The sequence below is a fragment of the Gelidibacter maritimus genome (assembly GCF_014062315.1).
GTDB classification, from domain to species: domain Bacteria; phylum Bacteroidota; class Bacteroidia; order Flavobacteriales; family Flavobacteriaceae; genus Gelidibacter; species Gelidibacter maritimus.
Genome location: NZ_JACGLT010000003.1, coordinates 105,848 through 124,750 on the forward strand (window position 1 = coordinate 105,848; position 18,903 = coordinate 124,750).

Sequence of the window (18,903 nt, forward strand, 5' to 3'; positions counted from 1 at the left end):
ACCAATTAGTTTTAACTAATTAATTGGTGTTGTTAATCTTCTCCTTTTTTACGTGATAGTAAAGCTTCTTTACTGATCCTGGCCAAATTGAAGTTAGGATCAATGGCAAGCGCACGATTTAAAGTGGCAATGGCAATTTCCTGATTGGCATCTTTATCTTCACTATAGGTGAGAATTCCTTTTAAATATAAAAACCCTGCTCTTAAAGAGGTTTGATACGGTTGTTGCGTCTCATAATAAGTACGTCTCATCTCGTCCGTTACGTTGGCCAGACCGTATTCAACTTTTTCTTGAGCACCAGCAATATCACCAGTCTGAAGCATTAAATCGGCTATTTCATAAGCTAACACCGGACTGGCTTCTTTTTTATAGAGTTTTTGATAAAACTCCAGCGCACGGGCACGTTCGCCCAAAGCATTTAGGGCAATAGCCTTAATTTCAGTATTTAAGTCAGAATCTGTGGCATTTGCCTCAATACCAATGGTATTTAAAGCTTCCATGTTTCGGCCTTCAGAAACATAAATATACGCCAGAGTATCTTTTCTGGCCTGAGTTGGTGCAAGCACGTCAAGATGCGTCATGGCATTGATGACACCTTGAACGTCGCCTTGCTTTTTCATTTGTTGGTAGTACTTTTCAAAGTGCTTTTGAAGTTCTGTCTGGGTTTGGGCAGCGATATTTAATGAACTCATCACAGCCACAAGTAGAATTAGTTTTTTCATTTTCAAATTAGATATTCTCGGCTTTATATCAGGCCGTTATTTAGTTAATTGCGCCAAATCTATAAAAATAAATAAAACAAACCCTTAAAAGCTTGCTAATTGTTACAGATGGTGTTTAAACTCATATTTCAAAATCTGTTCCACTTTTTTGCTGGAAATAATTTTCCCGCGACTTTGGCTAGCGGAATCAAATTGTGGAATGGGAAGGTTTTGCGATTTACAGAGTGATGTATAATACGCTTTTCTTGTAGGATGTTGAGGTGCAGCGGCATTGAAATCAGTATTCCAATGTTGACCTTGGATGATCCTTTTTATTATGGCAATACAATCGTCTTGATGAATTAAATTGATTGGGCCTTCTGGACTCTTTATGTCGGTTTTTCCCGATAGAAATTTTGCTGGATTCCGATTGTCTCCAAATAACCCGCCAAATCTTAGAATTGTTGTTTCAAAATTTTGATTGGTTTTAAAAACCTGTTCGGCAGCGATGAGCTGCTTGGCAGATGCCGATTGTCCGTTTTTTGGACTTTCTTCTGTAATAACCGGCATTGACATATCATCTTCATAAACAGCAGTGGAACTGACATACAGGACGCTCTTTATCGTCGAACGTTCAATGTGCTTACAAAGTAAGTCCATCTGTTTGACAAAGTCTGCATCAGGGTTCTTGCGTAATCCGGGCGGAATGTTGACGATAAGAATCTCGCTCTCCTCTAAACAATGGTCAATATTCCCGTTGATACCTTCTTTAGAAATGGAAATCAAAAACGGTTGGATGCCTACCTTTTTTAATTCTTCTAATTTATCAGTAGAGGTTGTGGAGCCTTTTATGACATAACCGTCTTTTATCAATTCTGCCGCAAGCGGTAGTCCAAGCCAACCACAACCGATAATGCTTATCTGTTTATTCAAGAGAGATGGTTTTTTTTATGATAATGGCATCATTTAAAACAAATGGTTTTGGAATCATTGATTTCGATCGTTTTGCGATGTTGAATAAATCGTTTTCCAATAGGTCAAAAGACACTTCAAAAATCTCGAAAGTTGTTGTTTGGGACGCAGGAACAGTAAAGTTCAATTCGATGGCCTTCTCTTCAGTAACCACATAACTGAACAGTCTGTTTTTGATACGTTCTTTAAAAACTTGGGTTTCATCCTCTCCTTTTGAAATTTCCAATCCGTTGATGTTAAAGCTTAGAAAGGTGTTGGAGGCATCAGCATAAAACTCAAAGGTGTTCACGTTGCGCTGTGGCGAGACAAAGACCTGAAGATGTCTTACATCTCCAATAATAGTGTCTTTCTGTTTATCAACATAGGGTTTTTTGAGTGGTTTTATTTCGGCTTTTTTGCTGTAATATAATTTTGTGCCGTATTTACTATCAAAATTGATAGTGGAAGCGTCAAATTTATCAGGGTTATCGGTAAGTTGCGTTTTTGTCCAAGCGTCTAGAGTTTCATCATAAGTTGCCCATTGAGCTGTGTCGTTATCTGCGTCGTACAGATAGATGAGGCTGTTTGGTTTTGGTCGCTCTTCATTAAAGTCCGATGTGGCGTGTGCTGCCATGAAAAATCCCAAGGCTGAAATGAACAGTAGTAAAGCCCATCGGTTTTTATAACGCGAAAATCCGAAGACGGTAATGCACAAAGAAAACATAATAGATATTAGCAGCGTGGTGGCAACAATGGTCTTTAATCCCAACCCTACCGGAAACATTTTTAGAAACGGCGACATGATCATTAATAATGGAAAGAGTAAAAAGGTCATCAAAAGAATGTCAGGATGTCTTTGCCTGATCAGAACAAAAAGACTGATCAATCCAAAATAAACCGGGATGATAAAAAAGCTGGCACCTTTAAGTATAAATGCCAAAGCGGTACAAATAATTAACCATAAAAGCAATGGCGGAACCGCTAAACTTGCCGTATTTTCAGGTTTATAAACTTTGTTGTAAAGCCACATGCACACGGCTGTAGAAAACAGGGCGAAGGCCCAAATATAAAGATGGCCATTGTACGGAAAGCCATGAAGTATTTCGGCGTACTGGGGGTAGATTAACAATAGTAATTTCCATCCAAAATAGCCAATAATACCGTTGATGAGCAAGGCGCCAATCCCCGGAAGGAAAGCTAGTGCCATTTGTTTGGAGTTTAATCTCCTTTTTTGAATGCCGTAAAATACCAAAGCTAAAAATATAAGCCACGCCAAAATTAGCATTGGAACTATCCAAGAATTTGGATAGCTGACCATTTTAAAGAGTGGGACATTAAAATAGACCGAGTCTTTATCACTCTTTAAACTGCTGAGGTCGGCATTTGAGAAATAGTTGAGCAGTGGCATCAAATAACTACCTTGATGCTCTAAAGTATTTCGGTCCAATCGGTCGTAAGTATCTAAGGCCGTATGATAGTCAAAGTGATCATCAATAAAGGCAAAATTCAACCCGTCTATATCACCATCTTCCCTAAAATAAGTCAGATCTGTATCGTTGGGCAGCATTTTATAGACACTATAGGCCAAAGAATTGGCAACAGGGTAATCAGGATTTGCGGCTTTAAAGCCATTGATCAATTTTTGATTGCCACCATTGGTTTCAATCAACATATAGCTTGGTCCGCCGCTACCACGTGCTTCAAAATTTAGAACAAGACCAACATCCTCGGCCCATGGATGCTGATTCACGAAAATATCAGCACCATTTAGACCTAATTCTTCAGCATCGGAAAATAGGATAATGATATCGTTTTTTGGAGTTTTACCTTCACTTAAAAAAGCACGAATTCCTTCCAAAATAGTGACCACGCCAGATCCAGCATCACTTGCGCCATAAGAGGCGTGCGATTTACTGTCGTAATGTGTGAGCAACATTAAGGCTTTAGAATTGTCGCTGCCCTTAATTCGAGCTAAAATATTTTTGGGTTTGACAATGCTGCCCCATTTTTTGTTTTGGCTATAGGCTTCTTGAATTTGTGTTTCGAGACCTAAATCGTTCAATGCCTTGACCAGATAGTTTTTAACCACTTCATGTTCTTCAGAACCCACATAATGTGGCTTTTTGGTTATTTTTTTGAGATGGACCAAGGCGCGCTCAGAAGAAAAAGCGGTGGGATCAGTATTTAAATCGGTAATTTTTGAGGGCATTAATGCGAAAAAACTCCAATAAATAACTAAAACAATTAAGACGACGGCAATGGCTTTTTTCAGCATAAAAGAAGGGTTTGGTTGGTAGTATAAAACTACAAAATAAATTTGGTGTAAATGAGTGTTAGGTTAAATGACGAATTTTTGCTAAATTTAAAGTTCACTAAAATATAAAATTATGGCTATCAAGAGTTTTCAAGGTTCCCGAAGACAACAGCAAAAACTAAAAGCTGTTGATCAGTTGCCAGTTAGGGTTTGTGATTACATGACCAAAGATTTGATTACGTTCAGAACGGATCAAAAGATATTTGAGGTGGTGGAAATTCTGATCAGACATAGAATTTCAGGAGGGCCTGTGGTTAACGATAACAATGAATTGGTTGGGATTATTTCTGAAGGCGATTGCTTAAAGCAGATCAGCGATAATAGATACTACAATATGCCTGTTGAAAAAGATACGGTTGGGGATCGGATGATGACCAATGTAGATACCTTAGATGGCAATATGAATGTTTTTGACGCGGCGAGTATATTTTTAGAATCCAAACATCGTAGATTTCCAATTCTTGAAAATGGAAAATTGGTAGGACAGATCAGTCAAAAGGATGTTTTAAAAGCGGCCTTGGAAATGAAAGGTCACACTTGGGATCCGAAAGAGAAGTAGAGTGTTTGTAGGTGTTTAACTCTCCCGTTTAACCAAGGCGTAAAAATCACCTTCAAGCGGTAAATAGCCTTGATCATAAACAAAGTAATACACGGTGCCAATTTTAGTGGTGTAGATACTTGTGAAATAATTAAAATCAAAACCTTTTTCAATCAGTTTCCCTCGGGAAACTTTTGTTTTTTGATCTGGATTTAAACTTTCCAAGATCCGATAGTTTTTACGCAACCTGTTATTCGTATTTCTGATCAGGTTTTTATTGTCCTTGTTGATGGTGTTGTTGTAAGAGTTTCTGCAGGCATCACTGCAGAATTTTTTATCGGCTCTACCAAAAATCTTCTCACCACATTCTAAACACTTTTTGCTCATAATTTAGAAGTTAACAAACAACAAGATACAAATTATTCCTATTTGATAACTTATAAGCCTTTTGATAGAATAAGGGTATTGGTCTGATTTACTTTTTCAAATACTTCTGTCTGATATTTATGCGATTTTAAAAATTCGATAACCTCGTTTAGCGCATGGCTTTTTGTTTTGGCCAAGGAAGCATTAAATAGAATAGTGCCATTAGTAGATGAGGCTTTCAGAATGTCCTTCCAAAACGGAATCATTAAAAATGCCTTCGGCACATCGGTATCAATGAACAGGTCGATGATGATCAAATCAAATTGAGTACTATTTACCTGCATAAATACCAAGGCATCTTCACAAACAATTTTTAAATTTCCATCTTCCTTAAGACCGAATTCATTCTTGGCAATGTCTATAACAGTTGGATCGATATCTACTGCGGTAATTTGCTTAGTATAAGAAAAATCTTTCCGAAGGGTTTCAATTACACTTCCCCCGCCGAGACCCAAGAGTAAAACGGATTTCACTTTGTTTAAATCGACGTGCTTTAATCCAAATTTCAAAATTCTTTGAAGAGAACCATAAGAATAATTGGCGTTTTTGGTATTGAGATGCTTTTTGCCGTTGTACCAGGTGATTTCCAAGGTCCCGCTAAAGTCAGATTGAATTTTCTTTGTAATGGGATAGAGATAGCTTAGAAGTTTGGCCATACTTCAAATATACGCTTTTTTGATGTTTAAAATACCCGTTTTCAAACGACTACAAACATTTACAAACGAGTTTAAGTAGTTAATAACCGAATAAGATTAGGTTACCATCGCATCTTTGTGATGTTGAATTGACCGAATGATATTCAATAGTATTAACTGTTTAACCTTTAAATTTTAGAAATCATGAACGCATTAAGAAACACAGTACAGTTGATTGGAAGATTAGGACAGGATCCTGAAATTGTAAGTTTTCCTGACGGGAACAAATTGGCAAAATTCTCTATGGCCACAGATGACAGCTATAAGGCTAAAGATGGCACCAAAGTAGAGCGCACTTATTGGCATAATGTGGTGGTGAAAGGGGGATTGGTAGACGTTGTTGAAAAGTACGTCGCCAAAGGCAAGGAAATCGCCATTGCAGGCAAATTAACCAACCGTTCCTGGGATGACAAGGACGGCAAGAAGCAATATATGACCGAGATCCATTGTAATGGTCTGTTGCTCTTGGGCGGGAAGTAGGAATTAAAATTCCAATTTGCCCTATCTACCCACTGGTAGAAAATTCCAAATTCTAATGCAAGACCATTGGGATTTGGAATTTTTTTATTCGCATCTGTGGGTTTTATTGCTTCAGGGCTTGTTTCAATCGAAAAGATAGTCCCGAATTCATACCTCTAAAACTTCATTCATGGTTCTTGATTGGGGTTTTCCACCGACGATATCTTACTCTGTAAATCAACCTTTAATTCCAAAAGAGTAAGCTTAGGTTTTTTTAATAGTAAATAAGGCTGTAAATTTCATTTTTGGTAAAATTTTTTGAGGTTTATGAAATTATATGTGCTTTTTTTATCCGTCGTTCTTGGATTAGTTTCCTGTGCAGGAAATGAAAATTTACAATCTCCAGATGAGATCTTGTCAAAGGCTTCGGAAAAACTCACTACATGGGAGACCATAAGTTTTACTGCAACTACAAACAATCCTACCAGACCGACCACAAAAACCGTTTACAAATTGAAGAAGGTTAATTATGAGCCTCATTTAAAACTGTTCTTTTTTAAAGAAATGAACCAGGAAACGGCCATCTATTACAAACTCGCTTCTTTAGCTGTGGTTGAAGATAAAAAGAATAAAATTACCGTCTTTGATTATGGCAAGGACCGTTCCATTCCAAGATATCTGGAGGCCTATATGGGAGATGATGATAATCTATTGGTGACGGCGAGACTAATGAATCAATTCAAAGATAACATCGACTACGTTGAACAAACGAGTTTTAATGACCGGGAATCCTATGTTTATACTTTTGATAAATACAAAATTTGGATCGACGCCAAGTTAGCAACTCCTTTAAAACTTGAAATAGCCAATGGGAAATCAGCTAAAAAAGAAATAATCTATGACGCACTTGTTTTCAATGAGCCCATGGATGACGCTGTTTTTACTCATATAGAGAAGGAAGGCTATGTTTCGTCTGTTTTTGGCATTAAAAAAGAGCCAATGCTCAATGTGAAAGCACCCGATTGGAACTTGTTGGATTTGGATGGCAAAAAAGTGTCTTTAGGTGATTTTCGAGGATCGCCGATATTTTTGGAGGCCTGGACCTCTTCGTGCAACCATTGTATGGCGTCTCTTCCAAAAGTCAAGGAAATTGAAAGTGAATTTGGCGACAAGGTGAAAGTCATCACCGTAAATTTTGATTACGACTTAAGTGAAACCAAAAAAACCGCTAAAACTGAAGGGCTCAATTATATGATCTTACAGGGTGATGCAAGCTTTGACAAGCATTATGATTTGCGTTCATTTCCATCTTATTTTGTTATCAATAGTGAGGGCACCATAGTCTATTCAGAACGCGGTACCATTGAAGGTAAGAAAGCAAAAGCACTTTTTGAAGCGCTTAGGCGGGTTAAATAATAGTTATGATTATAGAAATTAATTAATTAAAAGGGCGCTTTGCAGATATTAGAGAGCTCTTCATTTATTTCAAAAACTTTCCCTCTGATATTTGAATATCCAAATTCGCTCAATCTTTTCGAATGCATTTTTAAATAGTTCTCTGCATTTTCTCGAGTATCAAACATATAAACACCTCCGGCCATGTTGTCTTTCTTACTTTCTGTCCAGAATTTCCAGATAAAACCAGGTTCCTTGTTTATGCTTTTTGCAAGCTCTTTCATTTGACTTGCCATTTCCTTTCCCCATACGTCTTTATGCGGGAAATCTACATGCATGATAACTGCCATAATATTTGAGTTTTAATTTAATTGTAAAGTTAGAGATAAGTAATTGTTTTTCTACTATGAATTTCCTGTAAGAAACGGGTTGTTTAAAGCACATCATATCCGTTTACAAACGACTACAAGCATTTACAAACGAGTTTAAATAGTTAATAACCGAATAGTATTAGGTTACCATCGCATCTTTGTGATGTTGAATTGACCGAATGATATTCAATAGTATTAACTGTTTAACCTTTAAATTTTAGAAATCATGAACGCATTAAGAAACACAGTACAGTTGATTGGAAGATTAGGACAAGATCCTGAAATTGTAAGTTTTCCTGACGGGAACAAATTAGCAAAATTCTCTATGGCCACAGACGACAGCTACAAAGACAAAGATGGTAACAAAGTTGAGCGGGCCTATTGGCATAACATTGTGGTGAGAGGCGGTTTGGTAGACATAGTGGAAAAATATGTTACCAAAGGTAAAGAGATTGCCATTGAAGGTAAATTGACCAACCGTTCCTGGGAGGACAAAGATGGCAAGAAGCAGTACATCACGGAAATTTTCTGTAATGAGCTGTTGTTGTTGGGAGGGAAATAGAAATTTAAAACCCCAAATTCCGCTGTCTGCGGACTGGTAGAAAATTCCAAATTCCAATGCACGACCATTGGAGTTTGGAATTTTTTATTTCCATTTGTTTCAATCAGCATCTGACTCTAAAATCAGGCTTCTAATTTCTATGGTGTTCGCATTGGTCAAAATTCTCTGCCCTTAACACCCTAGCGGAGAAATAATCTAATCTTTATCCAATTCATATCTCAGATCTTTCCCTTTCATTATATGTGGCAAACCTTCAGTCATCCAAAGTGGAGCCGGCGCATCTTTTAAATAATGATCAAAAAACTGCATCATCCGGATGGAGAGATCTTGCTTGTTTTTTAACTTACTCAGATTGTGCGCCTCATTATTATAAACCAAGAGCCACACCGGTTTGTTCAAACGCCTCATTCCCATAAACATTTCGATGCCTTGGTAATACGGTACAGCGCCATCAGCGTCATTGTGCATCATTAATAGCGGTGTTTCAATATTGGGAATGCCAAATAAAGGGGAGTTCTTCAAATACAGATCTAAGCCATCCCAAAGATTTTTTCCAATTCGGCTTTGCGTTTTCTCATATTGAAAAGCTCTGCTCATCCCGCTTCTCCAACGGATGCCGCCATAAGCCGATGTCATATTGCTTACCGGGGCACCAGCCATTGCAGCTTTAAATTTGTTGGTGACCGTGATGAGGTACGCGGTTTGATAGCCACCCCAACTTTGTCCCTGTAATGCCATATTATTAGAATCAATAAAACCTTTGGCTTCCATAGCTTCTACGCCTGAAACAATCGAATTGTAGGCATCCGGACCAGGCTGCCCCAATTTATAGACAATATCCGGCACAAAAGCAACATAACCGTTGCTGACCAAATAACTCATGTTTACAGTTGATGCACTCGGCTTTGGTGTATGGTAACGATTATAGGTGTCACTTCTTCTTTCGTAAAAATAAGCAATCATTGGATACTTCTTATTAGGATCAAAATCTTCTGGCTTGTATAAGAGTCCCTCCAATGTCTCTCCGTCATAAGCCTGCCATGATACCAGCTCTACACTGCCCCATTTAAAATGGTTATGTTGCGGATTGGCATCCGTAATTCTATCGGCTTCCGCTCCTCGCTTATTGATAATATATAGATCTGGAAAGTGTTGGAAGTTTTCTTTTTGAAATACTAAGGTGGTTCCATTTTTAGCCTTGTCCACACCGGTAATCAAAAAGTTATCAGTTTCAATCAAAGACTGTTTTTTGCCGTTTTTAGGGTTTAGGCTAAATAAGGAACTCGACTTGTTGGTTTTGTCAAATGCCGAAATCAAGATGCCTTTATCGTAATAGGTCGTTTTTGTACGATACTCTGGGTCAAGTCTAAAACTGCGGAATTCAATATTGTTTTCTCTGCCCGTTCTAGTGATGTTTTTAGGTTTGTCAGTTCCTGAAAGTTCCAAACTCCAAATATCATATTGATCGTAAACCAAAGCCTGACCGTCTTTTGTAAATCCACCAAACCCATAAGCTCTCGGAAGCATAGGTCGATCATTTTTTTCGTCAAAGAAATTGACTGTAAGATTCCTGGTGAGATTGACTTTTGTATTGGTTTCGAGATTTAAAGACCACCAAGATTTTTCTTCTTGGTCATAATAAACAGCATGTTTGTGATCTGGCGCTAAAATTGGTCGCCCAGAAGTCCCTTTTAAGGCCAAGCGTTTCTCTCCAGTATGGGTATCTACAATAAAGTAGTCCTGTAACGATGGGTAGTCCCAAGAACGCTCAATCTGGTAAGGTGAATTGGTGTATCCCAGAACGTAACGCTGTGTATGTTCTTGATCAAAACTTATATATTCCATGCGTTGATCGTGCAGCGAAATAATTTTTTGGGTATCAGTATTATAAAACGATTGATAAGCCTTGTCTTCCAATTGTTTCAACTTAGCTTTTTGTTCAGGTTGGATAAGTTTATCGTGATAGGACCAAATATCAACCTCTGGAATTTCATCGTCCAAAAATGTAGTGTCTCTATGGAAATGGCGTTTTGGTCTTGAATAGAAAAAGAGCCGTTTGCCATCTTTCGAAAAATAGGGACGTTGTACGGCACTCAGCTCCCAATCTTTTCTCAAATTTTTCCCTAAACTGTCCACAATCTTTATGGGCAATTTGTGGTTGACATAGAACAATTCGTATTTCAAGGAATCGGATTTAACGGAATCTTGTGCTGCCAAGAAAGCCATTTGCCTACCAGTATGATCAATGCTCAAACCTTTATAAGTATAATGACTACTGTCCAAAAGTGTTTGGCTGCCATTCTGAACGTCATATAAAAACACCCCTAAATCCGTTTTCTTTTCACCTTCGGAAGTGGAGAAAATAAACTGCTGCCCTTCTCTTGGAAGCTGAAAATCCTTGAGTTGGAATAGGGTATCACGCGATTGTTTTTTGATATTGTAAACAATCCCATAATCTGCTTTTTCTGCCAAACGTTTAATAGGTTTCTTCTGATCTTTTTTCACTTCTGAAGAGTCTGCTTTATCCTTTTTCGGAGGTTCGTTTTTATGGTGCTCCAACACCACCCATCCAGAAGATTCTTTAGGAATTTTATAAGACTTGATGCGCATCATGGAATCAGTCAGCTGATTCTTTCGAACATCATAAACAAAAAAGTCATCTTTGGTGCGTTGGTCTTTTTTAACATCTTCTTTTCTTTCTTTTCTCTCCAATCTATAAGCTAGTTTTCGTAGAAAAAACACATAATGGCCATCATGCGAAATGCCTGTTTTATATCCATTTTTAAATTGAAAGGTTTTACCCGTTCTTACATTGTGGATCTTTAAATACCCATCGCCTCGACCTGTGCTTGTTGAGATGGTGGTTACCACAATATCACCATTATTGGAGACTTGCGTATGGTCAATTTTTTTCCAAAGATCATAATCCTTGTGGCTAAGAGATTTTTTTTGTTGTGCGTGGCTTGCGCTAACTGCAAATATCAGAGCAAGCAAGAGAAATCTTGTAAACATATAACTTAGTTTTGGCAGTGAGGATTTAAAGCGTTTCAATTCCGGATTCAATCGGTTTTTAAGTTTCGAAAAGGAATTAACGTTGAAATAATCACTTATTTCGTTGAATAAATTGGAAAAAACCTATGAATTGTAAAACTACAATTTATTTTAAATATTGAGAAGTTAGCCATGGCACTGGTCCACAACTTTAATCTTTGGTATAGTATACAGAAAGTTTAAAGCAATACCAGTCAAAAAAATATGCTTTGCGCCAATCTAAATGTATTGGCATGTGCATCAATAATGGTTTTGATCTCAGGTGAATAACCGCCGCCCATACTACACATTACCGGTATTTCATTGTCTTTACAGGTTTGCAGTACAAAACGGTCGCGTTCTTTACAACCTTCAATAGATAGGCTTAGTTTACCCAATTTGTCAGTTTCAATCACATCTACACCAGATAAATAGTAAATGAAATCTGGATTTTCCGCTTGAATCAATTTTGGTAAAGTGTCTTTAAGAATAGAAAGATAGGTATTATCATCGCAACCATCCTCAAGCGCAATGTCCAAATCGCTGACCTCCTTTTTAAACGGATAATTACTTTTTCCATGCATGGAAAATGTAAAAACGGAAGGGTCGTTTTCGAAAATTTTAGCCGTACCGTTGCCTTGGTGCACATCCAAATCCACAATTAGAATTTTCTCAGTCAACTGCATCTCTTGCAGATAGCGCGCTGCAATGGCCTGATCATTTAAAATACAAAACCCCTCACCGCTATCGGCATACGCATGGTGTGTGCCCCCGGCAATGTTCATGGCAATTCCGTGGTCTATGGCCAATTGGCTGGCTTTTACAGTGCCATCGGCAATAATTATTTCACGTTTGATCAATGCTTCACTTAGTGGAAATCCGATTTTTCGAGCAGCCCTTGCATTTAAAGTGAGGTACTTTAAATCGTTTAAATAGTCGGCAGTATGGACATTCAGGATATAGTGATCTTCCAAAGTAGAAGGTTCAAAAAAATTATCTTGAGTGCAGGTGCCTTCATATAGTAATTGATCGCGGAGCAATTCATATTTGAGCATTGGAAATCGGTGACCTGCGGGTAATGGGTGTTTATAAATAGGGTGAAAAGCGATTTTGAGCATCAGACAGTCTAAGTTATCCGTCAAAGATAAAACATCTTCATGGAGGCACAAGTGCTTTTCAAAGTACTGTTGTTCCGAATCTGAATTTAACTACAACCCATATTAAAACTGCATCAATTCAACTAAGGTTTAGCACTACACTTGATAGACCTGACAGATTTCTTACGAATACTAAGTCGTTATCTACGAATCCTAAAACACCCCCAATTTAACGTCAAGTTACTAATACATTAGTACTATAAATCAAACCATTAAAACCATTTATCATGAAAAATATCGTTCCATTTCTCGTTTTGTTGATTAGCATTTCCTTTGCAAACGCACAGGAATTCCAAAAAACCGATGCTTACCAAGTTTCAATAAATCCCATAGTCAATGACAAAGAACACACGCTCTACAATGTGCGTGTGGCTCTCACCGATCGGCCGGAAAACCTTGTGACCAACTTTAGAATCATGTCACCAGAAGGCATAAAATCGATTTCCATACAAAGTCTTAAACAACCAGATTTGTTAGATGTGGAAGAAATTATAAAAATGGAATTGACCTATTTTGAACCTCAAGCCTGCACCATTTCTAAATACGTTTTGGTAAAAGAAAATGGTGCCTACATCGATTTACCAGCTATTGTAAATATGAAAGAAAATTATCCAAAAATCGAAACCACTTATGTATTCCCAAATCAAGCATTGGGGCAAATCAATAAAATTATCACCTTGGAAATTACGTATTCTGATGCGTTTTCAATTGAAAATATTGAGGTGATAAAGGCATTTGCATGGCAGGATAATTTTGACACCTCGCATAAAGTCTCTGCACTGTATTAATTATAAAAATCCGACAGGTATGAAATCACTTATAATCCTTTTATTATCATGTTTTACTGTCATGTCTTGTGATGATACTTCAACTGATCATCTTGAAGAACCTACAAAAACTATTCAAAAACAATCGGTGGTTTTTATCGTTGGAATTGATGAGGATGACAACTCTTTTTACAAGAATGCAAAAGCGCATTTCAGTCAGCAGAACATAACTGTTGTGGAAGATATTCGTGCACTTGATGCTATTATTTTATGGCTTAATAACAATGCTGACGACAAAATTTATGACCAAATCCATATAGCGAGCCATAGTAATCCATGGGAAGAGATGACATTGCTAACATCTGAAGATGGTGAGCGAATAACCGCAGCATCTCTTAAAAATAAGGCACTGCCACAACCAAGTGATGGCATCACAGAAAACACAAAAATCATCATTCATTCTTACGGATTGGGTGCAAATAAAAACTTGATAAAAGCGTTGAAATTGGTTTTCTCATCAGATGTTATGCCAAGTATTTATGCTTCTGAATACTTTAGCGTTTTTGGAGGTCAGTTTGCTTCACATTATTTGGCACAACCATTTTATGTGTTTTACTCAACGACAAACTCCCCTGGAAACAAGGCGCTTTCCAACGAAATAGCTCAGAAATATCCAAACGCAAACCTTAATTGGTTGACGGCCTTAGGTACTCATGAAGAAACAACAGCAGGAGCAATCTATTCTTATCGTTTTAATATTCCTATCGATTGGGAAATTGTTTTTGATGATGCATCCGAAATTCCGCAGTTGACTACTGCTGACAGCATAATGGATTATATTTTAGAAAATGATGAATTTTCCTTTGCTCTATACGATTTGGGAATTCCGATGGAAAAATTCCAATGGACCAGCAGCAGTGAGGAAAATATTTTAAAAATACAAGGAAACACAACAGTCCTCACGGTCCTTATGCCAGTAATGAATACTTATGAACCAGCCGAATATACAGCTCCAGAGTTTACGCATGCACGTTTGTTTTCTCAATTTTAGGATTTTATACCGCAGAGTTAGGCATAGTTGATAAGTTGTTATTTAAATTATCAAAATCGGCTTTTATAAAATCGTTTTAATAAAACGTTTAGAATACGATATTAGAAAAACACTTCCAAGTCTACTTTGTTTATATTTGTTTGTATCATTTCACAACTATGACATTACCCATTTCCCGAATCTTTTGTGTTTTTCTATTCTTAATTTCAATAGGAATTGGCTTTGGACAGAACAACCAATTGCGAGCATATACCTTGGAAGATGGCTTGCCACAATCGCAAGTTTATGCCATTGAGCAAGATGCCATTGGGTATTTGTGGTTGGGGACACAAGGCGGCGGCCTGGCACGTTTTGATGGCGACACTTTTAAAACCTTCAATGAAAATGATGGTCTCGCTTCCAATTATGTTAATGTTTTGAAATTTGCCAACGACACTTTATTCATTGGTAGTAGGCGCGGACTTTCAATAAAAACAAAATCTGGTTTAAAAAACTATGAAGGGCCACAAGTCACCCATATTTTTCGACATCAGAACCATACTTATTTGGGAACAAAAACTGGTGTCTATCGCTATACCACATCAAAATCACTGGAAAAGTTAATATTGAATCCCACTATAGATATCAGCCAAGTCAATGCGATGCACTTTGATGGCTCCTATTTTTGGATAGGATCCGACGAAGGGCTTTTCAAAAGTAAGTTGCTGACTCAAGACTCAAATTTTGAGAGGGTAGAAAAATACAACTTTACGTCTCTTGTTCAGTACAATTCCAAGTTGATGGCTTCAACGTTTACCCACGGAATTCTGATAAAAAATCTTGAAAATGGTACTGACGAATGGATTGAAGAGTTGCAGCGCATCAATAGTCTATCCATTATAAAAGATCAGCTTTGGGTTGGTGCAGAGGGTGATGGCGTCACCGTTTTGGATATGATAAATTATCAGATTCAGAATTTCATTGATAGTCGCTCTGGGCTTGCGGTGTCGCACGTTCGCGACTTTATACTGGACCAACAAGGCACGATTTGGATTGCCACGAGTGGCGGTGGATTTTACAAATATTTTGAGGATAAATTCACTCATTTTGATAGTGAAAGTGGCTTGCAGGGCAACCAAATCTATGCGGTTCACAGCGCCGGCAAAGCATTATGGATATCCAATTCAGAAGCTGGTTTGGTGAAAATTGACTCTTTGGGACTTCATCCTGTTCCAAGAATCAGAGGTTTTGATCATGTAAAAATTAAAACTATCAGGCATGATGCGAATGGTAATATTTGGGCAGGATCAGATGGAAAAGGCTTGCTGTTTCGGGAGCATACCACGCGTGATAGTTTGATTTTAAATCGTTCAGATTTTAATAACCTAAACTTTCATACTGTCCAAATTCCCGAAATTAAGAACCATGTCCTTAATACTTCCACTGGATTTCCTTCCGATTGGATTAGACAGTTGCAAATTGAAAAAGATACAATTTGGGTAGCCACCCATAGTGATGGAATCGTGAAAATGCAATTTGATTCGGCTATGGAAAAAGCTGAAATTCTAAAAATCTATGGTAAAGAAGATGGGCTTGAGGATCTTTTGCTAAAAGACATGAAGTTAGATGGGCAAGGGCGACTTTGGTATGGCACGCAAACGGGACATGTTGGCTTTATTGAAAATGATCTTGTCAAGGATTTGGGGCAAGTTTTAGATGATAAAACAGCCATCAATTCTTTGTTGTTACGAGGTAGCACAATGTATCTGGGAACCGCAGGAAATGGCGTGTGGTTTGCTGATGTTAATGATAGGATGGTTTTTAACAAATTGGTGGGCGATAAGCAATTGACCTCGAGCAATTGTAACCAGCTTATTTTTGATAGCGAAAACAATCTTTGGGTTGGTTCTGAAAGAGGGGTTGATAAGGTGGTTTTAAATCAGGATAACAAGATTGTTGATGTCTTTCATTATGGCAGAAATGATGGCTTTTTAGGTATCGAAACCACTTTAAATGCTGTGGATATGGACCATAATGGCAATTTGTGGTTTGGCGCCGTTTATGGGCTTAGCAAATATGAGGTGGGTCAGGATCTTGAAGAAGTACATTCCAAACCTACTATCGATTTTGAATCCGTTGAAGTGGACTATCAGCCTATTGATTCCATAGCGTATTATACATCTAACAAAAACGCCATGGTTTTGCAGTTGAATCCTGATCAAAATCAAATAGCATTTGTCTATCGAACGGTCGATTTGACCCATCCAAAAGATATTCAATATCGGTTTAAACTGAATGATGATTCTTGGAGCCCATGGTCCAAAATCAATCAGCAAAACTTAGTGGGTTTGAGTTATGGTCCACATATTTTTTACGCACAATCACGGGATTATCGCTGGCAAAATAGTGAGGTTATCGCATTTCCTTTTAATATTGAAACGCCTTTACATCAGAAATCATGGTTTCAATGGTTGGTCATTGGGGTGGCATTAGTTCTGATTTTAATGTTTGGTTGGATGTATTTGCGTCGCTTGAAACGGAAAAATATTGAAGCACAAGAACGCTTACAAATCCAAAACCATTTGTTGACCTTAGAACACAAAGCACTGCAATTGCAAATGAATCCGCATTTTATTTTTAATGTACTCAACGGAATTAAAGCCATGGGAAACACCAATCCCCAAAAAATGAACACGACCGTCAATACTTTTGCGACCTTGTTGCGTGATGTTTTAAACAATTCCAGAAAGGACAGTATTACTTTAGCGCAGGAAATAAAAACCTTAACCCATTATATTGAAGTGGAGCAATTGATGTCTCCCAAAGCTTTTGTTTATGACATTCAAGTGGATTCCAATATTGATCCGGAAGAAATTTTGATTCCACCCATGTTGATTCAACCATTTGTTGAAAATGCCATCAGACACGGAATATTGAAAGGGCCGAGAGATGGCGAGTTAAAGATACTATTCAAGACGGAAAACGACTTTTTAACTTGCACAATCATGGATAACGGTAGTGGTATTTTTAATTCGCAAAACAATAAAACAGCTACCGATCATCAATCTATGGCGTTGACCGTAACAAAAGAGCGTATCCAATCACTTTCTGGAAAGGATACCCTGAAATTAGAGGAGATCACATCAAATAACCAAATTTTAGGAACAAGAATTAGCTTTCAGATTCCGCTTAAAACAGACTTTTAATCACTATGCTCACAGCAATTATTATAGAAGACAATCCAGACGCACTTCAATTACTGAAAAGTGACATTGAAACGCATCATCCCGAAATTGAGGTGATCAACACTGCCCAGAGTGTTGTGGAAGCGGCTAAGATACTGCGAAAATCACAACCAGATATTTTGTTTTTGGACATCATGTTGGGTGATGGCACTGGATTTGATATTTTAGAGATTTTTCCAGACCTGTCAAGCAAACTCATCTTTGTGACTGCAAGCGACGAATATGCCATTCGTGCATTCAAATTTGCTGCCATCGACTATGTCCTGAAACCCTATTCTGAAGACGACTTAAACAAGGCCATTCAGCGTGCCAAAGCACAATTGCAACCCAACAAGGAACGACTCACTATTTTAAAGGAAACCTTGGCAGCTCCAGAAGCCAAACCCGATAAAATTTCGTTGCACACCTTGGATAAAATCATTATTGTCAATCTTGATGATATCATACGATGTGAAGCCGATAACAACAATACCATCTTTTATCTAAAAGATAGCCCAAAGGTTTTTGTGACCAAAACGCTCAAATATTTTGCCGATATGTTGGACAGTTATGAGTTTTTACGTGTACATCAAAGTCATTTGGTCAACATTCAATTCATCAGTGCATTTATCAAAACGGATGGTGGTTATTTATTATTGAAAAATAAGGAGACCGTACCAGTGTCTGTTCGAAAAAAGGCGGAAGTGATCGAGATCTTGGATCGAATGCATGGATAGGACCTGGAGGTTTGGCTGATTATCGCTATTAGTCTGTGCTGAGTAAGTTTTATGATGTAAAAATTATTATTTTTTTAACATCATAATAGATTATCTTTGTAATCTAAAATTAGCATGATGTTTGCGTTAAAAGCTGCCATACTTTATTTTTTTGGATGGTTTGTGTTGTTTGGATCAGCTGACCCCACGACATTGCCAAGTGCATCTTATACGCCTGTAGATAGTATTTCTGCACCATACGATCAAGATCATAGTCCGTTGTTTTTGGATGCTGTTTTTGAGGTTAATCAGGCATCTACACATGAAACACCATCCGTAAAAACCTTTTCGCAGCCAACTGATGCGTACCAACGAACAGTAGCTGCATCCTCTTATTCCCTTTCATATTATAATATTGGCCAACAAATTGTGGTCAACTTCACTATAAAGGATATGATTTTTCCTTTTCATTGTTTTACATAGGCTGATTTTTTTCTCGTTTAAAATCTTATAGGTGTCAATCACACCTCTTCAAGTCTATAACATAATACCAAGTTAACAATGTCA

General features: G+C 37.7%; 17 protein-coding genes. 9 read left to right on the forward strand and 8 right to left on the reverse strand.

Annotated features, from left to right (window positions below; all coding sequences use genetic code 11):
* Positions 1-32 precede the first annotated feature (32 nt).
* The 3 genes from H3Z82_RS04950 to H3Z82_RS04960 all read right to left on the reverse strand — a co-directional run bounded on the left by H3Z82_RS04950 (position 33) and on the right by H3Z82_RS04960 (position 3,927).
* Entirely contained in the window at positions 33-722 is a 690-nt protein-coding gene (locus tag H3Z82_RS04950; protein ID WP_182203180.1) for a hypothetical protein, read from the reverse strand.
* A 102-nt stretch (positions 723-824) separates the two neighbouring features.
* Complete coding sequence (locus tag H3Z82_RS04955; RefSeq protein ID WP_182203183.1) at positions 825-1,634, reverse strand: SDR family oxidoreductase; 810 nt, start codon at positions 1,632-1,634, stop codon at positions 825-827.
* Positions 1,627-3,927, reverse strand: coding sequence for a M28 family peptidase (locus H3Z82_RS04960; protein WP_182203186.1), 2,301 nt, complete (start codon positions 3,925-3,927; stop codon positions 1,627-1,629). The genes H3Z82_RS04955 and H3Z82_RS04960 overlap by 8 nt, the downstream gene beginning before the upstream one ends.
* A 112-nt stretch (positions 3,928-4,039) precedes the next feature.
* On the opposite strand from H3Z82_RS04960, the gene H3Z82_RS04965 reads away from it, so the two are divergent.
* Complete coding sequence (locus H3Z82_RS04965; RefSeq protein WP_182203188.1) at positions 4,040-4,525, forward strand: CBS domain-containing protein; 486 nt, start codon at positions 4,040-4,042, stop codon at positions 4,523-4,525.
* 15 nt (positions 4,526-4,540) lie between these two features.
* Here the strand turns inward: H3Z82_RS04965 and H3Z82_RS04970 are convergent, their stop codons facing one another.
* A complete protein-coding gene (locus tag H3Z82_RS04970; RefSeq protein WP_182203191.1) occupies positions 4,541-4,891 on the reverse strand; it encodes a hypothetical protein in 351 nt (116 codons plus the stop codon).
* A gap of 50 nt (positions 4,892-4,941) precedes the next feature.
* Positions 4,942-5,586, reverse strand: coding sequence for a spermidine synthase (locus H3Z82_RS04975; RefSeq protein ID WP_182203193.1), 645 nt, complete (start codon positions 5,584-5,586; stop codon positions 4,942-4,944).
* 183 nt (positions 5,587-5,769) lie between these two features.
* On the opposite strand from H3Z82_RS04975, the gene H3Z82_RS04980 reads away from it, so the two are divergent.
* Together H3Z82_RS04980 and H3Z82_RS04985 are read left to right on the forward strand one after the other, a co-directional pair.
* On the forward strand, positions 5,770-6,105 hold the full coding sequence (locus H3Z82_RS04980; protein ID WP_182203196.1) for a single-stranded DNA-binding protein: 336 nt from the start codon (positions 5,770-5,772) through the stop codon (positions 6,103-6,105).
* Positions 6,106-6,411: 306 nt separating this feature from the next.
* Complete coding sequence (locus tag H3Z82_RS04985) at positions 6,412-7,500, forward strand: TlpA disulfide reductase family protein (RefSeq protein ID WP_182203198.1); 1,089 nt, start codon at positions 6,412-6,414, stop codon at positions 7,498-7,500.
* A gap of 26 nt (positions 7,501-7,526) precedes the next feature.
* On the opposite strand, the gene H3Z82_RS04990 is transcribed toward H3Z82_RS04985, so the two are convergent.
* The gene (locus H3Z82_RS04990) at positions 7,527-7,829 is read right to left on the reverse strand and encodes a monooxygenase (protein ID WP_182203200.1); all 303 of its coding nucleotides are present in this window, start codon (positions 7,827-7,829) and stop codon (positions 7,527-7,529) included.
* Positions 7,830-8,076: 247 nt separating this feature from the next.
* Between H3Z82_RS04990 and H3Z82_RS04995 the strand changes: the two genes are divergently transcribed.
* Complete coding sequence (locus H3Z82_RS04995; protein WP_182203203.1) at positions 8,077-8,412, forward strand: single-stranded DNA-binding protein; 336 nt, start codon at positions 8,077-8,079, stop codon at positions 8,410-8,412.
* A 195-nt stretch (positions 8,413-8,607) separates the two neighbouring features.
* Here the strand turns inward: H3Z82_RS04995 and H3Z82_RS05000 are convergent, their stop codons facing one another.
* A complete protein-coding gene (locus H3Z82_RS05000; RefSeq protein ID WP_182203205.1) occupies positions 8,608-11,424 on the reverse strand; it encodes an alpha/beta hydrolase family protein in 2,817 nt (938 codons plus the stop codon).
* 233 nt (positions 11,425-11,657) lie between these two features.
* A complete protein-coding gene (locus H3Z82_RS05005) occupies positions 11,658-12,560 on the reverse strand; it encodes a histone deacetylase family protein (protein WP_182203208.1) in 903 nt (300 codons plus the stop codon).
* A 266-nt stretch (positions 12,561-12,826) separates the two neighbouring features.
* On the opposite strand from H3Z82_RS05005, the gene H3Z82_RS05010 reads away from it, so the two are divergent.
* The 5 genes from H3Z82_RS05010 (at position 12,827) to H3Z82_RS05030 (ending at position 18,819) form a co-directional block, all read left to right on the forward strand.
* On the forward strand, positions 12,827-13,387 hold the full coding sequence (locus H3Z82_RS05010) for a hypothetical protein (protein ID WP_182203210.1): 561 nt from the start codon (positions 12,827-12,829) through the stop codon (positions 13,385-13,387).
* A 19-nt stretch (positions 13,388-13,406) separates the two neighbouring features.
* Positions 13,407-14,417: a hypothetical protein gene (locus H3Z82_RS05015; protein WP_182203213.1), complete on the forward strand. Its 1,011-nt coding sequence runs from the start codon at positions 13,407-13,409 to the stop codon at positions 14,415-14,417.
* A gap of 158 nt (positions 14,418-14,575) precedes the next feature.
* On the forward strand, positions 14,576-17,602 hold the full coding sequence (locus H3Z82_RS05020; protein WP_182203215.1) for a sensor histidine kinase: 3,027 nt from the start codon (positions 14,576-14,578) through the stop codon (positions 17,600-17,602).
* A gap of 5 nt (positions 17,603-17,607) precedes the next feature.
* Positions 17,608-18,357, forward strand: a complete 750-nt coding sequence (locus tag H3Z82_RS05025) for a LytR/AlgR family response regulator transcription factor (protein ID WP_182203218.1) — start codon at positions 17,608-17,610, stop codon at positions 18,355-18,357.
* 114 nt (positions 18,358-18,471) lie between these two features.
* Positions 18,472-18,819, forward strand: coding sequence for a hypothetical protein (locus H3Z82_RS05030; protein WP_182203221.1), 348 nt, complete (start codon positions 18,472-18,474; stop codon positions 18,817-18,819).
* Positions 18,820-18,903: the final 84 nt, after the last annotated feature.